Source organism: Desulfuromonas sp. DDH964 (genome assembly GCF_001611275.1).
Lineage (GTDB): Bacteria > Desulfobacterota > Desulfuromonadia > Desulfuromonadales > DDH964 > DDH964.
The window spans coordinates 186,000-199,721 of record NZ_CP015080.1 but is presented as its reverse complement, the minus strand read 5'-3'; the positions used below and the strand labels follow the sequence as shown (position 1 = coordinate 199,721).

General features: G+C 59.8%; 17 protein-coding genes. 11 read left to right on the top strand and 6 right to left on the bottom strand.

The window, feature by feature from the left end:
• From DBW_RS00935 to DBW_RS00925, 3 genes are all read right to left on the bottom strand, one after another.
• Nucleotides 1-657, bottom strand: a complete 657-nt coding sequence (locus DBW_RS00935; protein ID WP_066722942.1) for a metal-dependent transcriptional regulator — start codon at nt 655-657, stop codon at nt 1-3.
• Nucleotides 658-837: 180 nt separating this feature from the next.
• Nucleotides 838-2,832 carry a ferrous iron transport protein B gene (gene feoB / locus DBW_RS00930; RefSeq protein WP_066722938.1) on the bottom strand — a complete coding sequence of 665 codons (1,995 nt, stop codon included), beginning with the start codon at nt 2,830-2,832 and terminating at the stop codon, nt 838-840.
• 75 nt (nt 2,833-2,907) lie between these two features.
• Nucleotides 2,908-3,261, bottom strand: a complete 354-nt coding sequence (locus tag DBW_RS00925; protein WP_066722936.1) for an ArsR/SmtB family transcription factor — start codon at nt 3,259-3,261, stop codon at nt 2,908-2,910.
• Nucleotides 3,262-3,364: 103 nt separating this feature from the next.
• Between DBW_RS00925 and DBW_RS00920 the strand changes: the two genes are divergently transcribed.
• The 9 genes from DBW_RS00920 (at nt 3,365) to DBW_RS00890 (ending at nt 9,629) form a co-directional block, all read left to right on the top strand.
• Complete coding sequence (locus tag DBW_RS00920; protein WP_197463692.1) at nt 3,365-5,128, top strand: two-component system sensor histidine kinase NtrB; 1,764 nt, start codon at nt 3,365-3,367, stop codon at nt 5,126-5,128.
• A 25-nt stretch (nt 5,129-5,153) separates the two neighbouring features.
• Nucleotides 5,154-5,663 (top strand): signal peptidase II, encoded by a 510-nt coding sequence (gene lspA / locus DBW_RS00915; RefSeq protein ID WP_197463691.1) that lies wholly within the window; start codon nt 5,154-5,156, stop codon nt 5,661-5,663.
• Nucleotides 5,650-7,011 (top strand): sigma-54-dependent transcriptional regulator, encoded by a 1,362-nt coding sequence (locus tag DBW_RS00910; RefSeq protein ID WP_066722931.1) that lies wholly within the window; start codon nt 5,650-5,652, stop codon nt 7,009-7,011. Before lspA ends, DBW_RS00910 begins: the two co-directional genes overlap by 14 nt.
• Before the next feature lie 205 nt (nt 7,012-7,216).
• Nucleotides 7,217-7,366 carry a hypothetical protein gene (locus tag DBW_RS18330; protein WP_157471668.1) on the top strand — a complete coding sequence of 50 codons (150 nt, stop codon included), beginning with the start codon at nt 7,217-7,219 and terminating at the stop codon, nt 7,364-7,366.
• 11 nt (nt 7,367-7,377) lie between these two features.
• Entirely contained in the window at nt 7,378-7,716 is a 339-nt protein-coding gene (locus DBW_RS19195; RefSeq protein WP_157471666.1) for a double zinc ribbon domain-containing protein, read from the top strand.
• A gap of 17 nt (nt 7,717-7,733) precedes the next feature.
• Complete coding sequence (locus tag DBW_RS00905; protein ID WP_066722928.1) at nt 7,734-8,210, top strand: hypothetical protein; 477 nt, start codon at nt 7,734-7,736, stop codon at nt 8,208-8,210.
• 25 nt (nt 8,211-8,235) lie between these two features.
• The gene (locus DBW_RS00900) at nt 8,236-8,889 is read left to right on the top strand and encodes a c-type cytochrome (RefSeq protein ID WP_066722926.1); all 654 of its coding nucleotides are present in this window, start codon (nt 8,236-8,238) and stop codon (nt 8,887-8,889) included.
• Between the two features lie 84 nt (nt 8,890-8,973).
• Entirely contained in the window at nt 8,974-9,228 is a 255-nt protein-coding gene (locus DBW_RS00895) for an SHOCT domain-containing protein (RefSeq protein ID WP_082820103.1), read from the top strand.
• A complete protein-coding gene (locus DBW_RS00890; protein ID WP_066722916.1) occupies nt 9,225-9,629 on the top strand; it encodes a hypothetical protein in 405 nt (134 codons plus the stop codon). The genes DBW_RS00895 and DBW_RS00890 overlap by 4 nt, the downstream gene beginning before the upstream one ends.
• On the opposite strand, the gene DBW_RS17930 is transcribed toward DBW_RS00890, so the two are convergent.
• Nucleotides 9,580-10,095: a helix-turn-helix domain-containing protein gene (locus tag DBW_RS17930; RefSeq protein WP_082820102.1), complete on the bottom strand. Its 516-nt coding sequence runs from the start codon at nt 10,093-10,095 to the stop codon at nt 9,580-9,582. The genes DBW_RS00890 and DBW_RS17930 overlap by 50 nt on opposite strands.
• On the opposite strand from DBW_RS17930, the gene DBW_RS00885 reads away from it, so the two are divergent.
• Nucleotides 10,062-10,577 carry an ATP-binding protein gene (locus tag DBW_RS00885; protein WP_066722914.1) on the top strand — a complete coding sequence of 172 codons (516 nt, stop codon included), beginning with the start codon at nt 10,062-10,064 and terminating at the stop codon, nt 10,575-10,577. The two genes, DBW_RS17930 and DBW_RS00885, sit on opposite strands and share 34 nt — an antisense overlap.
• A gap of 132 nt (nt 10,578-10,709) precedes the next feature.
• Nucleotides 10,710-10,964, top strand: a complete 255-nt coding sequence (locus DBW_RS19190) for a transposase (RefSeq protein ID WP_082820101.1) — start codon at nt 10,710-10,712, stop codon at nt 10,962-10,964.
• 33 nt (nt 10,965-10,997) lie between these two features.
• Here the strand turns inward: DBW_RS19190 and DBW_RS00880 are convergent, their stop codons facing one another.
• Together DBW_RS00880 and DBW_RS00875 are read right to left on the bottom strand one after the other, a co-directional pair.
• Complete coding sequence (locus tag DBW_RS00880) at nt 10,998-12,212, bottom strand: IS256 family transposase (RefSeq protein ID WP_066722912.1); 1,215 nt, start codon at nt 12,210-12,212, stop codon at nt 10,998-11,000.
• A gap of 244 nt (nt 12,213-12,456) precedes the next feature.
• On the bottom strand, nt 12,457-13,545 hold the full coding sequence (locus DBW_RS00875) for a sulfate/molybdate ABC transporter ATP-binding protein (protein WP_066722910.1): 1,089 nt from the start codon (nt 13,543-13,545) through the stop codon (nt 12,457-12,459).
• Between the last annotated feature and the right edge of the window lie 177 nt (nt 13,546-13,722).

Here is a 13,722-nt window from a genome sequence, read left to right as displayed (position 1 = left end):
TCAGCTCCCGGATTCGCCTCTTTTGACAATGATCGCCGAGGCCATGTCGGCATCGACCGCATACTGGCTGTAATCGACCGAAAAGACAAAGGATGGGAAGTTGGCGTTCAATTCGATGGCATTGCCGGGAAGCACGCCCATGGCCATCAGCTTCTGCAGCTTTTTCGAATCGCCCGCCTTGATGTAGGCAATCGTCCCGGTCTCCCCCGGTTTCAGACTGGCCAAGGGGGCAACGAATTTCTCTTTCGTCTCGCGGGCCTTGCGGCAGCAGTCCCCGGGAGGAATCGGCTTGCCGTGGGGGCAGGTTTCAGGGTGCCCCAGCAGGCGGCAGATTTTCTCTTCGATTCCTTTTTTAACGATATGCTCCACCTGGCAGGCGGCCTCTTCCATATCCGCCTGGTCGGTTTCGATGATGTCGTGGAACAGGCGCTCCGAAAGACGGTGTCGGCGGATGGCCCGCTCGGCTTCCTGCTTTCCCGCCGGGGTAAAGTGGATGGACTCATTCTTGGATTCCACCAGCCCCTCCTGAACCAGCCGGTTGAGGGGGATCTGAAGTTTCTCTTTCAACTGGCTTTCCGTGTTCAGCTGCGGGCTGGCGTCCATCAGACAGACCCACAGAACCTCCAGGGCTTCTTCAATCTGCTCATTTATCTGCATCGGTTTTTCTCCTGAATTTCTTTTTTAAATCGCGTAATGTTTCAACAAATTCCGGCTCTCGGGGTGATTCATAGCCGCAGAAAGGGCATTTGACCTTCTGGCAGCCGCCAAAAGAGGAACAGCTCCGGCACTCCTTCTTGGCGTCCTTCGCGACGAACTCCTTGCGGCAGAAAGGGCAAATCACAGCTGAATCCCGGTGAGATTGAGCAGGGCATTCACCATCCCCCCGACCGCGAAAGCGAAGGGGAAGATGAACAGGGCGATGGCACAGGCCATCTTGAGTCCGCGCTCCTTCTTCATGATCAGGAACTGGGCGATGCAGGGGACAAACAGGGTCAGGGTGATGACCGCCACGGCGAGTTGGTTGCCGGTCAGGGCCCCGGCCTGCTGCAGGTCGAAAAGTCCGGCGGCACCGTAATCGCGGCGGAAAAAGCCGAACAGGAAGGCCACTGCAGCTTCTTTCGGCAAGCCGATCCAGCCCATCACATGGGAGAGCCAGGAAACGACGACATCGAAGGTTGCGGTGATTTTCCCCAGCCAGATCAGGACGCTGGCCAGAATGAACAGCGGCAGAATTTCGACAAAATACCACTGCATGCGGGTGTAGGTCTTCATGAAGACCGCTCCCGGGCGGGGCATGCGCAACGGAGGAACTTCCATGTAGAAATTCGGCCGGTCGCCGGGCATCAGCCGGGCGGTCAGAAAGCCGACAAAGAGGAAGATGAAGAGCATGAAGCCGCCCCAGACCCCCATGGCGGCCGGTTTTTCCGCGACCATGCCGAGAATGACCCCGAGCTGGGCGCTGCAGGGGATCGCCAGGGCCAGTAGCAAAGTGGCGATGATCCGCTCCCGTTTGGTTTCCAGGGTGCGGGTGACCATGGTCGCCATGGTATCGCAGCCGAAGCCAAGAGTCATGGGGATGACCGCCCGTCCATTGAGGCCGATCTTTTTGAAGATCCGGTCGACCAGAAGCGCCAGGCGCGGCAGGTAACCGGTATCCTCGATGATCGAAAAGGCGATGAAGAAGGTGCCGACGATCGGCAGGATGATGGCGATGGCATAACGAATGCCTAGAGTGATGATGCCGTAATCCATGCCGATCAGGTCGCGCACCGGCGCCCAGGGAACGTAGGTAGTAAGCAGGCCGTTGATCCAGGGGTTGAGGTAGACCTCAAAAATATCGGCCTCCAGAAAGTCAACGATGGTCCCGGCCCCGAACTCGCCAACAAACTTATACAGACCAAAATAAAGGACCAGCAGCAGGATTGGGACACCCGTCAGCGGTCGCATGGTCCAGCTGCTGAGGCGATTAGCAAAGGATTTGCTTTTGCTGGCCGGCGGCGCAAAGGTTTCGGTGCAAATGTTGACAGCACTTTGATGGAGAATCATCGGCACAGTATAACTGGCGGGCTCCTCCAGCTTTTCTTCCAGCTCCGCTAACGTGGCGTCGAGAAAATCGGTCGATCGCCCTTCCAAGGCTCGCTCCTCTTCTGCAATGGCCGCATCGCCCTGGATCAGCAACAGGGCCAGAGCCCGCTGGGATAGACCACGGTCGACCGGCATGATCGGGGCCAGGGCATTCAGTGCCCCCTCGATGGTTTCGCCGTAATAAATCTCCGGGGTCTCTTGCGGGTGGTGGTAGGAGGCGATTTTCTCTTTCAGGGAGTCGACCCCTTTGCCGGAGAGGGCCGAGATGGCCACGACCGGAATGCCCAGCTTCTGCTCCAGCAAGGCGGTATCGATGCGGATGCCGAGGCGCTCGGCTTCATCGATCATGTTGAGCACCAGCACCACCGGCAGGTCGGCCTCGACCAGCTGCAGGGTGAGAGAGAGCATTCGCTTGAGGTTCTTGGCGTCGACCACATGCAGCACCAAATTGGCCCCGCCGCCCCGCAGGATGTCCCGGCTGACGCGCTCCTCTTCGGTGATCGGCACCAGGGAATACATCCCCGGCGTATCTTCAACATTGAACTCTTCGGTGCCGATTCGGCACTTGCCCCGGGACACCTCGACCGTGGTCCCCGGGTAGTTGGAAACCACCACGTAAGAGCCGGTCAGGCGGTTGAACAGGGCGCTCTTGCCCACGTTGGGGTTGCCCACCATGACGATCTTTTTGAGCCCGCTCTCTTCGCTGGCCTGGCCGCCCTGGCAGCCGCAACCTTTCCTTTGACTCATGTCTACCTCCAGGTAAAATTAGTGCTTATTTTGAACGTGTGACGATGCGTTCAATCGTTTGGGTAAAAAAAGAGCCTACCCCTCTTCCAGGTGCCGGATGCCTTCCTCGAAGAGGTTGCGGACATGCTCGTCGTCCAGGGAGTAATAGACCATCTTGCCGTCTTTTCTCGACCTGACCAGACGGGCGGTGCGCAGGATGCGCAGCTGATGGGAGACGGCCGAGGAGGTCATCTGGACGACTGCGGAAATGTCGCAGACGCACAGCTCCTCCTCGGAGAGGGCATGGAGAATGCGCACCCGGGTCGGCTCGCTGAGGACCTTGAAGGTTTCGGCCAGATCTGCAATGGTCTGCTCGTCGTGCATCCTGGCACGGGCCCGCGCAACCCGTTCGTCATCCACGTAAATGATCTGACAGATATCTTTTGACATGTTGTCCGTTTGTGTGAATAATCGTTCAATCGTTTTGAACTTTTACCCTTTCTGCCCTTTTCCTGTCAAGAAGAATTTGAAAAGGGTTTTCAACGGCAAGAAAATGATTCCAGCATCGCACCTATCCAATCGACTCTCCCTGCCCGCCCTGGGACTCATTCTGGCCGCCATCATCCTGGCTCTGATCCTCGGCGTGGTCACCTGGCGTAATCTGGATCGCGAAGAGCGCCTGATGGAGAGCTTCCTGCGGGAGGAAGGCCTGACCCTCATCCGCGCCTTCGAGGCGGGCGCCCGCACTTCCATGATGATGAACTGGGAAGGCAACTCCCTGGCGACCCTGGTTCGGGAGACAGCGCGAACCGAATCGGTCGCTTATGTCGCCATTGCCGACGCCTCCGGACAGCTGCTGACGGCGGCGGGCGAGAGGCGTAGCAGCGACGATATCCTCCCGGTCGCGCAGGTCCTGGCGAAGGAGCAGCCCCGCACTCGCCAAACAAAAGATGGCGCCGGCCGGTCCGTGTTCGAAGTCGCCACCGAATTCAACCCGGTTTTGCCGGAAGGGGCCGGCCGTGAGGGGATGATGGGGCGCTGGCAGAGGTGGTGCGGCATGGGCTGCGCGCCGGGCGAGCCGGTCGGACGTCGGGCGATTTTCGTGGGGCTTTACACCGGCGAGTTCGAAGCGGCCCGCGACGAAGACGTTCGCCAAAGCCTGCTCATGGGCGCGCTGCTGCTTCTTCTGGGGTCGACCGGGTTTTATTTCCTCTTTCTTTCCCAGCAAACCCGGGTCGCCAAAACCACCCTGGCCAACATGGAACTTTACACCCGCAACGTCATCGACAGCATGCCCGCCGGTCTGATCACTCTGGACAATCAGGGCCGCATCGTCTCTCTCAACGACAAGGCCCGGGGGATCTTCGGCCAACAGGGAGAGGCTGCCGAGGGCAGCCCCCTGGAGGCTCTGACCGGAGCCGAGCGCTGCGAGATTGCGCCGCTGGTTCGCGAAGGCCGCGAATTTGTGGAACGGCCGATGGAATGCCGTCGGCCCAGCGGCGAGAGCATCCCGGTCAAGGTGAGCGCCTCGCGCCTGACAGACCGGGACGGAGAGCCGCTGGGGACCGTACTGGTTGTCCGGGACCTGCGTGAGATCAAGGCCATGGAAGAGGCGCTGGAGCGCTCCCGGCGGCACGCCGCTCTTGGGCGCATGGCGGCCGGCATCGCCCACGAAATCCGCAACCCCTTGGGTACCCTGCGCGGCTTTGCCCAGTATTTTGCCAAATTTGGGAAAAAGGACCCGCACGCCGGGGAGTACGCCGAACTGATGGTCGGCGAGGTCGACCGGCTCAATCGCACCATCTCCGCCCTGCTGCAGTTCGCCCGGCCGCGGGAGCCGGAGCCGGAGGAAATTGACCTGGGCGGTCTGCTGCGGCGCACCGCCCGGCTGCTGCAGGACGATTTGGCGGCCCGGAACCTGACCTTTCAGCTCGACCCGCCCGCCGGGACAGTGACCTTCACGGCCGATTCCGACCTGCTGACCCAGGTGCTGATCAACCTGCTGCAGAACGCCCAGGCCGCCACCGAAGCCGGAGGGGAAATCCGCCTCGGGGCAAGTGCGCAGGATGTGGAGATCCGCTTCTGGGTGGAGGACACCGGCAAAGGGATGACCCCGGAGGAACGGTCGCGGATGTTCGACCCCTTCTTCACTACCCGCAAGACCGGCACCGGACTGGGGCTGGCGATGGTCCACCAGATCGTGGAGCAGCACGGCGGCCGCATCGAGGTGGAGAGCGCGCCGGAGAAAGGTACCCGGGTCGAAGTCATTCTTCCCCGGGAGCCGGCCCAACGCAAAGAGATCAGGAGTCCAGCGTGAACCCTTGGAACAGGAGGACCAACGGATGATGAGATTTAAAAGACTCCTGCTGATGGCCCCGGTCATTCTCTCCTGCGTCGGTTGCGACCGGATCACCAAGGCAGTCGCCAGGGAGTACCTGGCCGATTCTCCCGGATGGTCGTTTTTGGGGGACCTGTTTCGCCTGCAGTACGCCGAAAATCCCGGCGCCTTTCTGGGAATGGGTTCAGGTCTGCCGGAATCGGCGCGTTTCTGGGTCTTTATCATGGCGGTCGGGGCGGTATTGCTGGGCGTGCTGGTCTGGACCCTCTCCTCAAGGAGCTTGCGCCCTGTCGGTGTGGGGGCTCTGTCTCTGGTGCTGGGCGGAGGACTCAGCAACCTTTATGACCGGGTAGTTAACGACGGCGCCGTCGTCGACTTCCTGAATCTGGGTCTGGGGGGCCTGCGCACCGGCGTTTTCAATGTCGCTGACGTTGCCATCACCACCGGCGTCACTTTGCTGCTGATCGGGGAACTCATGCGAGGCCGGAAGGAGCCGGAATATGAAAAAGAATAAGGCCGTCATTCTCGTGGTCGACGACGACACCGCCCACCGCACCATGCTCAAGGCCCACCTGGGCGGCGAGGGGTACGAAATCGTCGAAGCCGACGACGGGGATGTGGCTATTCATCTGGCCCGGGAGCGCGAGATCGATCTGATCCTGCTCGACCTGAAGATGAAACGGGTGGGAGGGATGGAAGCCCTTGCGGCGATCCAGGAAGCGAAGCCGGCGCTGCCGGTCATCATCATCACCGCCTTCTCCTCGGTGGAAAATGCCGTTGAAGCGATGAAGAAAGGCGCCTTCGATTACGTCACCAAGCCGGTGGACGCTGCGGAACTGGCCCTGACGGTGGAGCGTGCCCTGAGTTTCGAGCGCCTGCAGCAGGAAAATGCCGCCCTCAAGGAGCGGCTCGGCGAGAAGTTCGACTTCGGCAACATCATTGGCAGCAGCCGCCCGATGCGTGAACTCTTCGAGACCCTGGCCCTGGTCGCTCCGTCAGATGCCACGGTACTGATCACCGGCGAGTCGGGGACCGGCAAGGAGCTGGTCGCTAATGCCGTCCACCAGAACAGCCCCCGTTCGGACGGCCCCTTCGTCAAGGTCAACTGCGCGGCGCTGCATGAGAACCTGCTGGAGAGTGAGCTGTTCGGCCATGAAAAGGGGGCTTTCACCGGCGCCGCCGAGCAGCGCAAGGGGCGCTTCGAGCTGGCCCACAAGGGGACCTTGTTTCTCGACGAGATCGGCGACATGAGCCCCACCACCCAGGCCAAGATTCTACGCGTACTGCAGGAGGGGGAATTCGAGCGGCTCGGCGGCACCAAATCTATCAGGGTCGACGTGCGCCTGATTGCGGCCACCCACAAGGACCTGCAACAGATGGTGGCAGAGGGCAGCTTCCGCCAGGACCTCTTCTTCCGGCTCAGTGTCGTTCCCCTCGAACTGCCCCCCTTGCGCGAGCGCCCAGAAGACATCCCGACACTGGCCGGGCATTTCCTTGAAAAGTACAGCGCTAAAAACCGCAAGGACATCCGCGGCCTCCACCCCGAAGCCCTGGATGCCCTGCTCGCCTACGCCTGGCCCGGCAACATCCGCGAACTGGAAAACACCCTGGAGCGGGCGGTCATCCTCTGCCTCGGCGAGCAGATCGGCCTGCGCGAGCTTCCCGTTTCCGTCCGCGAGGCGGCCAAAAGCACAGTGCGCCCCTTCGCCCTGCGCCCCGGGCACACCCTCAAGGAGATGGAAGAGGATCTCATCCGTGCAACCCTCGCCCAGACCGACGGCAACCGCACCCGCGCCGCCGAGATCCTCGGCATCACCCGCCAGACCCTGCAGAACAAGCTCAAAGAATACAACCATTCTTAAGTCTTCTCCGTTTCGGGGGAGGACTGCCAAATAATTTGACAACTCACCCCTTTCCCTCCTTTTGGCGTCGTCAAATATTTTTACACTCCACATCAGATTAGAACCATAAAACGTTACAAATCCAGATAGTTAAGCATTCTCCAGACAGCTGGCACCCTCCTTGCGATTACCATTTAGCAACACATCACCCCTTGCGGAGGTTTCCATGAAAAAGATGATTCTACTTCTGTTTGTTCTGGTCGGAGCGGCCTTGATCCTCTCGGGCTGCGGCCATTGGGGCTGCTGGGATGGGCACAACCACGGGCAGGGCCAATCCCACAGCCATTATGTCGGCTGCGGTCACCCGGGATACTGAGAGGGTACGCCATGTTTTGCGGACCCGGTTGGAGCGGCGGCTGGTTTTTCAGCGGATGGATCGTTCCAGGATTGCTCCTGCTGACCCTGCTTGGCGGAGCTGTCTGGCTCCTGAGTCGGCGAATCCCAGCGAGCGGGATCGCATCCAAGGCTTGTCCCAGATGCGGAGGATCGGTGCAGGAGGTCTATTTTCGCTGCCCGCACTGCGGTGACGCCCTCAAGCGCAATTGTCCCGCTTGCAGCCGGGTGGTGGACCAGGGATGGGATTTCTGTCCCTTTTGCAGTGAGGCTTTGAAGGCCGAAGCGAAACAACCGACAACCACAATGACAACAGATCAACTAACCCCATGAATCGTAAGGAGAGGACTATGAAAAACCATCGTAAACTGATCGCAACAACGGCAATTTTGGCACTGGTGGCCATGACGACCCCGACCTTTGCCTGGATGGGCGACTGGTCGGGATCCCGGATGGGCCGTGGGATGGGACCGGCGACCGGCGCACAGGCCCTGACTGCCGAGCAACAGACAAAAGTCGATGAGATCCAGGGCAGGTATCAACCCCAACTGCAGGACCTGCAACAGAAGCTCAACGCCAAGCAGGCCGAGTTGAACGCAGCCCGCAGCGACGATGCCACGACAGTGGGCCGGCTCAACGCCATCGAGGGCGAGTTGTTTCAGATCGAGCGTCAATACTGGGCATTGCTGAACCAAGCCAATGCCGAAGCCGGCCAGGCAGCGGGTACCGGATTTGCCTCGTACTTCACCTGTGGCTATATGGGCTGCAATCACCAGGGCCACATGGGCACCGTGATGCCTGGCCGTCACATGGCCTGCTGCTGGTAACTAGAGAAAACAGGGGGAGCGTGCCATGAAAAAGCATAAACAATGGTTTCTTCCGGCGGCCTCCGTTGTCGGGCTTCTGCTGACGGCCCTCATCGCAGCACCGGCCTTCGCCCAGTGGATGGGCGGCGGAATGGACGGACGCGGCATGTGGGGTGGGCGGATGTGCCGGATGATGGACGTCACTCCGCAGCCGATCAACCCGGCCGCACTGCCTGAGCCTGAGTCGGCCGGTGCAGGGGTTCTGAAGACCAAATGCACCCAGTGTCATGGTCTGGTCTCGCCGAAACAGCATTCGGCCCAGGACTGGCCCTACATTGTCGACCGGATGGATCGGCGTATGCAGATGATGTCGCACGGGCGGATGGGGATGATGCGAAGCACCATCGCGCCCCTGTCTGCCGAGGAGAAAAACGACCTGATCCGGTATCTTCAAACGAACGCCTTTCAGGCCCTGGACCCGGGAGCCCTGTCCGAGGGTGAGACACCGGGCGCGCAATCCTTCGCCGACGTTTGCTCGCGCTGCCATGCCCTGCCAGATCCGAATGCCCATAGTCCCCAGGAATGGCAGGCGGTGGTCGAACGCATGGCCACGAACATGCGAAATATGGGCTTCGGACCTTTGGCGCCAGAACAGAGAACTGCGATCCTGAGCTACCTCAAGGAACAATCGCGCAAGTAGAGAAAAAAGGCCGAGTGCGGCCTTGCGCCGAAGAGGCAAGCCGCACTCTTTTCAATACTCTCGAAACGAGGAGTAACAACGGACATGATGAGATACTGGAATCAAAACTGGCTGTGCGGGCCCGGAAGCTTTTTTCATGGCCCCTTGGGAATGGTCATCAACCTGGCCTTCTGGCTGTTGATTTTCGTTTTGGCCGTATGGCTATTTCAAACCATTATCCGCAAAAAGAACACGACTGAGGGCACTCTCGGACCGCAGGAGGTTCTTAAACATCGCTATGCGGCCGGAGAGATCAATCGCGAAGAATTCGAGCGCATGAAGAAAGAACTGCAAGGATGAGCAAAGTGGTACGTAACATCAGCGGCGCTTTCATGGGGGGTCTGCTCGGCGCCCTGGTCGACAGCCTCAATATTTGGTGGCTAGGCAAGGCCGGTGTCACCGCAGCGTTGGGTATCGGCCTCGCCCCCGAATTCACCATGCCCTGGCTCTACCCGCGCCTGGTCTGGGGCGGTTTGTGGGGGCTGCTTCTGCTGCTGCCCCTAGTTCGCGAACGCACCCTGTTGCGGGGCCTGCTGATCAGCTTGGCACCCTCTGCTATAGTTCTGCTGGTGGTCTTTCCCGGGATGGGCAAGGGGCATTTGGGCCTTGGCTTTGGAACACTGACCCCGATCTTGGTGGTACTGTTGAATTTCATATGGGGAATGGTGGCCTCTGCCTGGCATCGTGCGGCAGGCCGCTGAAAGCATGGAGCCGGATTTTCATGAACTGCTCAACCTCCTCCCGGTTACGCCGACACGGTGTGTGGCGACCTGCCAACCAGTCGGCCAACTGCTCTGGATCACGGTCCATTTCAGCGCCAAGCTGTTCCAAAGACAGCCCCTTGACTTGCCTGTACCAGGCCAGTCTCCCCATCGGGTCTTCAGGGCAGGGGATCGGGTTGTAGCCGATGAATTCGATTACTTTCGGCATGCAACACAAGGTGATTGATGACCAGCCATTTTCCCAATTCCAGATGGTAGAGGTTGTCACTCCAATCTGTTTCGCGACATCTTTTTGATACAATCTAAGCTCAAATCGGCGACGACGTAGGTGATCGCCGAGGGTGATCGGTTCTTCAGTAAGCTCCTTAGGTATCTGTAATTTAAAGTGAATTTCAATTTTATGCGGAATTCCTGCTGAGTTGGAATACTTGTAAAAGATGTTCAAACCCCTGCCCCTGCGGCTTTCTCGGCGACCCGCAGCATCCCTGCAACTGCACGCCGCTGGTGGTGCAGCGCTATCGGCGGCGCCTCTCCGGCCCGCTCCTCGACCGCATCGATCTCCATGTCGAGGTGCCGCGCGTCCCCCACAAGGACCTCGCCGACCCCGTCGACGGCGAGAGCAGCAGCGCCATCCGCGCCCGCATCGAAACCGCCCGGGAAGTCCAGCGTGAGCGCCTCGCCCCCTTCGGCCTGCACGCCAACGCCCGCATGGCCGCCCGCCACATCCGCAAGTTCTGCCCCCTCGATGACGCCGGCCAGAAGCTCCTCGAACTGGTCACCGAGCGGATGGGGCTCTCGGCGCGCAGCTACACCCGCATCCTCAAGGTCGCCCGCACCATCGCCGATCTCGCCGGCAGCGACACCATCCGTCAGCCGCACCTCGCCGAGGCGATTCAGTACCGGGGTCTGGATCGGAAACAGAGTTGAATTCTGGAAGAATCTGGCAAGGGTGGAAGCTTTTCAGTGGTGTGGCAGAGTATCTGATAGAACTTCTTGGGCGAGGATTGAGGTAGGCTGGAAAAAGTGGACACCATCCTATTAGCCTGAGAGGTTAATAGGATGGTGTCGCTTGGGTGTATACCGAGGCCGTTTTATTCAGATGAATTTAGGCAGGAGGCTGTCAGCCTGGTTGTAAATGGTGGACTGACGGTTGCAAAGGTCAGTCGTCGATTAAGCGTGTCGCAGCAGACGTTGCGCAACTGGATCAAAAAGTATCGTAGCAAAGGGCAAATTTCTTTTGGTAACCGGTCCGTGTCGGATTTGGTAGTAGAGGTTTCAAGGCTTCGCAAAGAGCTGGCAGAGACGGCGGTGTAAATCAGTTTGTGTAAATGGCTTGGGTTTTTGTCGTCAGTAAACCGGCAACCTGCCTTCGAACAAGATGGAGAACCGGTTGAGGGCGGCCTTCCAGTCCCGAATCGGCAGGGTCCATTTCTTGGCGATATTGTTCAGCGCCAGGTAGAGCAGTTTGAACATGGCTGCGTCGTTGGGGAATGAGCCCCGGTTCTTGGTGACCTTGCGCAGCGACATGTTTAGCGATTCGATCGCATTGGTGGTGTAGATCACCTTGCGAATCTCCGCCGGGTAGGCGAAAAACGGGGTGATTCTCTCCCAGTTGCGCCGCCAGGACTGGCCGATGGAGGGGTGGGTTTTATCCCACTTCGCTTCGAACTCCGTCAGGTTCATTTCGGCCTGCTCGGCCGTCGCGGCCTGGTAAATGGACTTCAGATCGGCCGCCACTTCCTTGCGCTGTTTCCAGGAGACGTAGCGGAGAGAATGGCGCACCATGTGAACGAGGCAGAGCTGGACCTGGGTGCGAGGAAAGACTGCTTCGATGGCCTCGGGGAAACCTTTGAGCCCGTCCACGCAGGCGATGAAGATGTCTTCGACACCCCGGTTTTTCAACTCGGTCACCACCTGTAGCCAGAACTTGGCGCCCTCGTTCTCGGCCACCCACATGCCCAGGACCTCCTTGATGCCGTCCAGGGTGACGCCCAGGGCCAGGTAGACCGCTTTATTGCTGACGTGGCCGTTGTCTCGCACCTTGACCCGGACCGCGTCCATATAGACGATGGGATAGAGGGCGTCGAGCGGTCGGTTCTGCCAGATCTTGACCTCGTCCGCGACGGCATCGGTCACGCTGGAAATGAGGGCGGGAGAGACCTCGACGCCATAAATCTCTTCCAGATGCCCCTGGATCTCCCGGGTCGTCATCCCCCGGGCGTAGAGGGAGATGATCTTGCCGTCGAAGCCGGCGAAGCGGGTCTGGCCCTTGGGAATGATGAGCGGCTCGAAGCTGCTGTCCCGGTCACGCGGAACCTCGATCGGCAGTTTGCCGAATTCGCCCTTGATGGTTTTGGCCGACTTGCCATTGCGGGCATTGCCGCCTTTCGTGGCCACGGGAGCATGCTTCTCGTGCCCCAGGTGTTGGGTCAATTCCGCTTCCAAAGCTCGTTCCAGAAGGGCCTTGGTGAGCTGTTTAAGCAAGCCGGTTTCGCCGATCAGGTCTTCGGGCTTCTTGTAGTCGGCAAGCAGACGGTCCAGCAGATCTTTTTCGATGGCCATGGGGGCTCCTTAGAGGGTGGGGTCCCGGTGTACCCCTGAATGGCCATTTACACAATCTTTTTTCCTGATTAGGTCCGATTCTCAGCTTGATGCGGATCGCCCCTACAAGAGCCCAAGCCGTAGCGATGAATTGAACAATGGGGCCCCTACATATTGGATGCCCAAGGTGCTCTCGCCCCTCAGCTGAGAATTAGGGCTAATCAGGATCTTTTTTACACCCTCGCAGAGACCCGACTGGAGAGGCTTAAATCGTTTGTGCAGGGTCTTCATTTTCCTCGAAAACCTGCATCTTGAGCGGCCTGACGAACACCCGGTCACCTTCCCGCAGGTTCAGCAGCCGCAGACGCTCCGGCGGCATCTCGGCTTCCAGCAACTCCTTGCCGTCGGCACTTTCCAGCTCGACCAGGGCGGTCGGCCCAGCCGAATGGAGGTGGACCACCCTGGCCTCGACTTCCCCCGGGCTCTCCTGCTGATCGCTGACCGCCAGATCCTGGGGGCGGACGAAAGCCACAACGGGACGGTTCCGGCTTTTGCGCAATTCCGGAAAACAGACCTCGACATTGCCGATCCGGACCAGTCCGGCCTGGACTACCCCGTGAAAGACGTTGACGTGGCCGAGAAAGTTGTAGACGAATGGCGTAGCCGGCTGGTTGTAGATCTGTTCCGGTGTGCCGGTCTGCTCGATCCGTCCCTCGTTCATGATCACCACCTGGTCGGCGACCTCCAACGCCTCGACCTGGTCGTGGGTGACGAACAGGCTGGTGATGTGCAGCTCGTCATGCAGCCGCACCAGCCAGCGCCGCAACTCCTGGCGCACCTTGGCGTCGAGGGCGCCGAAGGGTTCGTCCAGGAGGAGCACCTTGGGGTCGGTCGCCAGAGTCCTGGCCAGGGCAATGCGTTGCCGTTGACCGCCGGAGAGCTGCGAAGGGTAGCGTGCCGAGAGGTCCTCTAGCTGGACCAGGCGCAGCAGATCGAACACCCGGTCGCGGATCTCAGCCCGGCTGAGCCGTTCCCGGCGTTTCTGAACCTTCAGGCCGAAGGCGACGTTATCGAAGACCCGCATGTTGCGGAACAGCGCATAGTGCTGGAAGACGAACCCGATGCGGCGCTTGCGCACCGGCACTCCGGTGACATCCTCCCCCTGCAGAAAAATGCTCCCCGCATCCGCGGCCTCCAGCCCGGCGATGATCCGCAACAGGGTGGTCTTGCCCGAGCCCGAGGGGCCGAGCAGCGCCATGAGCTTGCCGGCAGGCACCACCAGGCTGACGTTGTCCAGTGCGCAAAAAGAACCGAATGTCTTGCGGATATTCCTGACCTCGATCCCCGCTTCCATGCCGACTCCTTCTGGTCACCAGCTTTTGGGAACCAGTTTGGTGGTTTGGCGTGATTCTCTTTACCAGAATAGTACCAAAGTCTCCGGAGCGCGCCGATTACCGAACAGTGCCGATCACGCGCTGCTGGGAAAAAACCCTGTTTTCCCCGAAGAAAACGGATATGGAGAAGACATGGC

Coding starts and splice junctions, on each gene's coding strand:
- DBW_RS19190 (WP_082820101.1), top strand. CDS start 10,710: ATGGTGTCGCTTGGGTGTATACCGAGGCCGTTTTATTCAGATGAATTT.
- DBW_RS00875 (WP_066722910.1), bottom strand. CDS start 13,545: ATGGAAGCGGGGATCGAGGTCAGGAATATCCGCAAGACATTCGGTTCT.
- DBW_RS00905 (WP_066722928.1), top strand. CDS start 7,734: ATGAAAAACCATCGTAAACTGATCGCAACAACGGCAATTTTGGCACTG.
- DBW_RS00920 (WP_197463692.1), top strand. CDS start 3,365: ATGATTCCAGCATCGCACCTATCCAATCGACTCTCCCTGCCCGCCCTG.
- feoB (WP_066722938.1), bottom strand. CDS start 2,832: ATGAGTCAAAGGAAAGGTTGCGGCTGCCAGGGCGGCCAGGCCAGCGAA.
- DBW_RS00890 (WP_066722916.1), top strand. CDS start 9,225: ATGAGCAAAGTGGTACGTAACATCAGCGGCGCTTTCATGGGGGGTCTG.
- DBW_RS00895 (WP_082820103.1), top strand. CDS start 8,974: ATGATGAGATACTGGAATCAAAACTGGCTGTGCGGGCCCGGAAGCTTT.
- DBW_RS00900 (WP_066722926.1), top strand. CDS start 8,236: ATGAAAAAGCATAAACAATGGTTTCTTCCGGCGGCCTCCGTTGTCGGG.
- DBW_RS00925 (WP_066722936.1), bottom strand. CDS start 3,261: ATGTCAAAAGATATCTGTCAGATCATTTACGTGGATGACGAACGGGTT.
- DBW_RS00935 (WP_066722942.1), bottom strand. CDS start 657: ATGCAGATAAATGAGCAGATTGAAGAAGCCCTGGAGGTTCTGTGGGTC.
- lspA (WP_197463691.1), top strand. CDS start 5,154: ATGATGAGATTTAAAAGACTCCTGCTGATGGCCCCGGTCATTCTCTCC.
- DBW_RS00910 (WP_066722931.1), top strand. CDS start 5,650: ATGAAAAAGAATAAGGCCGTCATTCTCGTGGTCGACGACGACACCGCC.
- DBW_RS19195 (WP_157471666.1), top strand. CDS start 7,378: ATGTTTTGCGGACCCGGTTGGAGCGGCGGCTGGTTTTTCAGCGGATGG.
- DBW_RS00880 (WP_066722912.1), bottom strand. CDS start 12,212: ATGGCCATCGAAAAAGATCTGCTGGACCGTCTGCTTGCCGACTACAAG.
- DBW_RS18330 (WP_157471668.1), top strand. CDS start 7,217: ATGAAAAAGATGATTCTACTTCTGTTTGTTCTGGTCGGAGCGGCCTTG.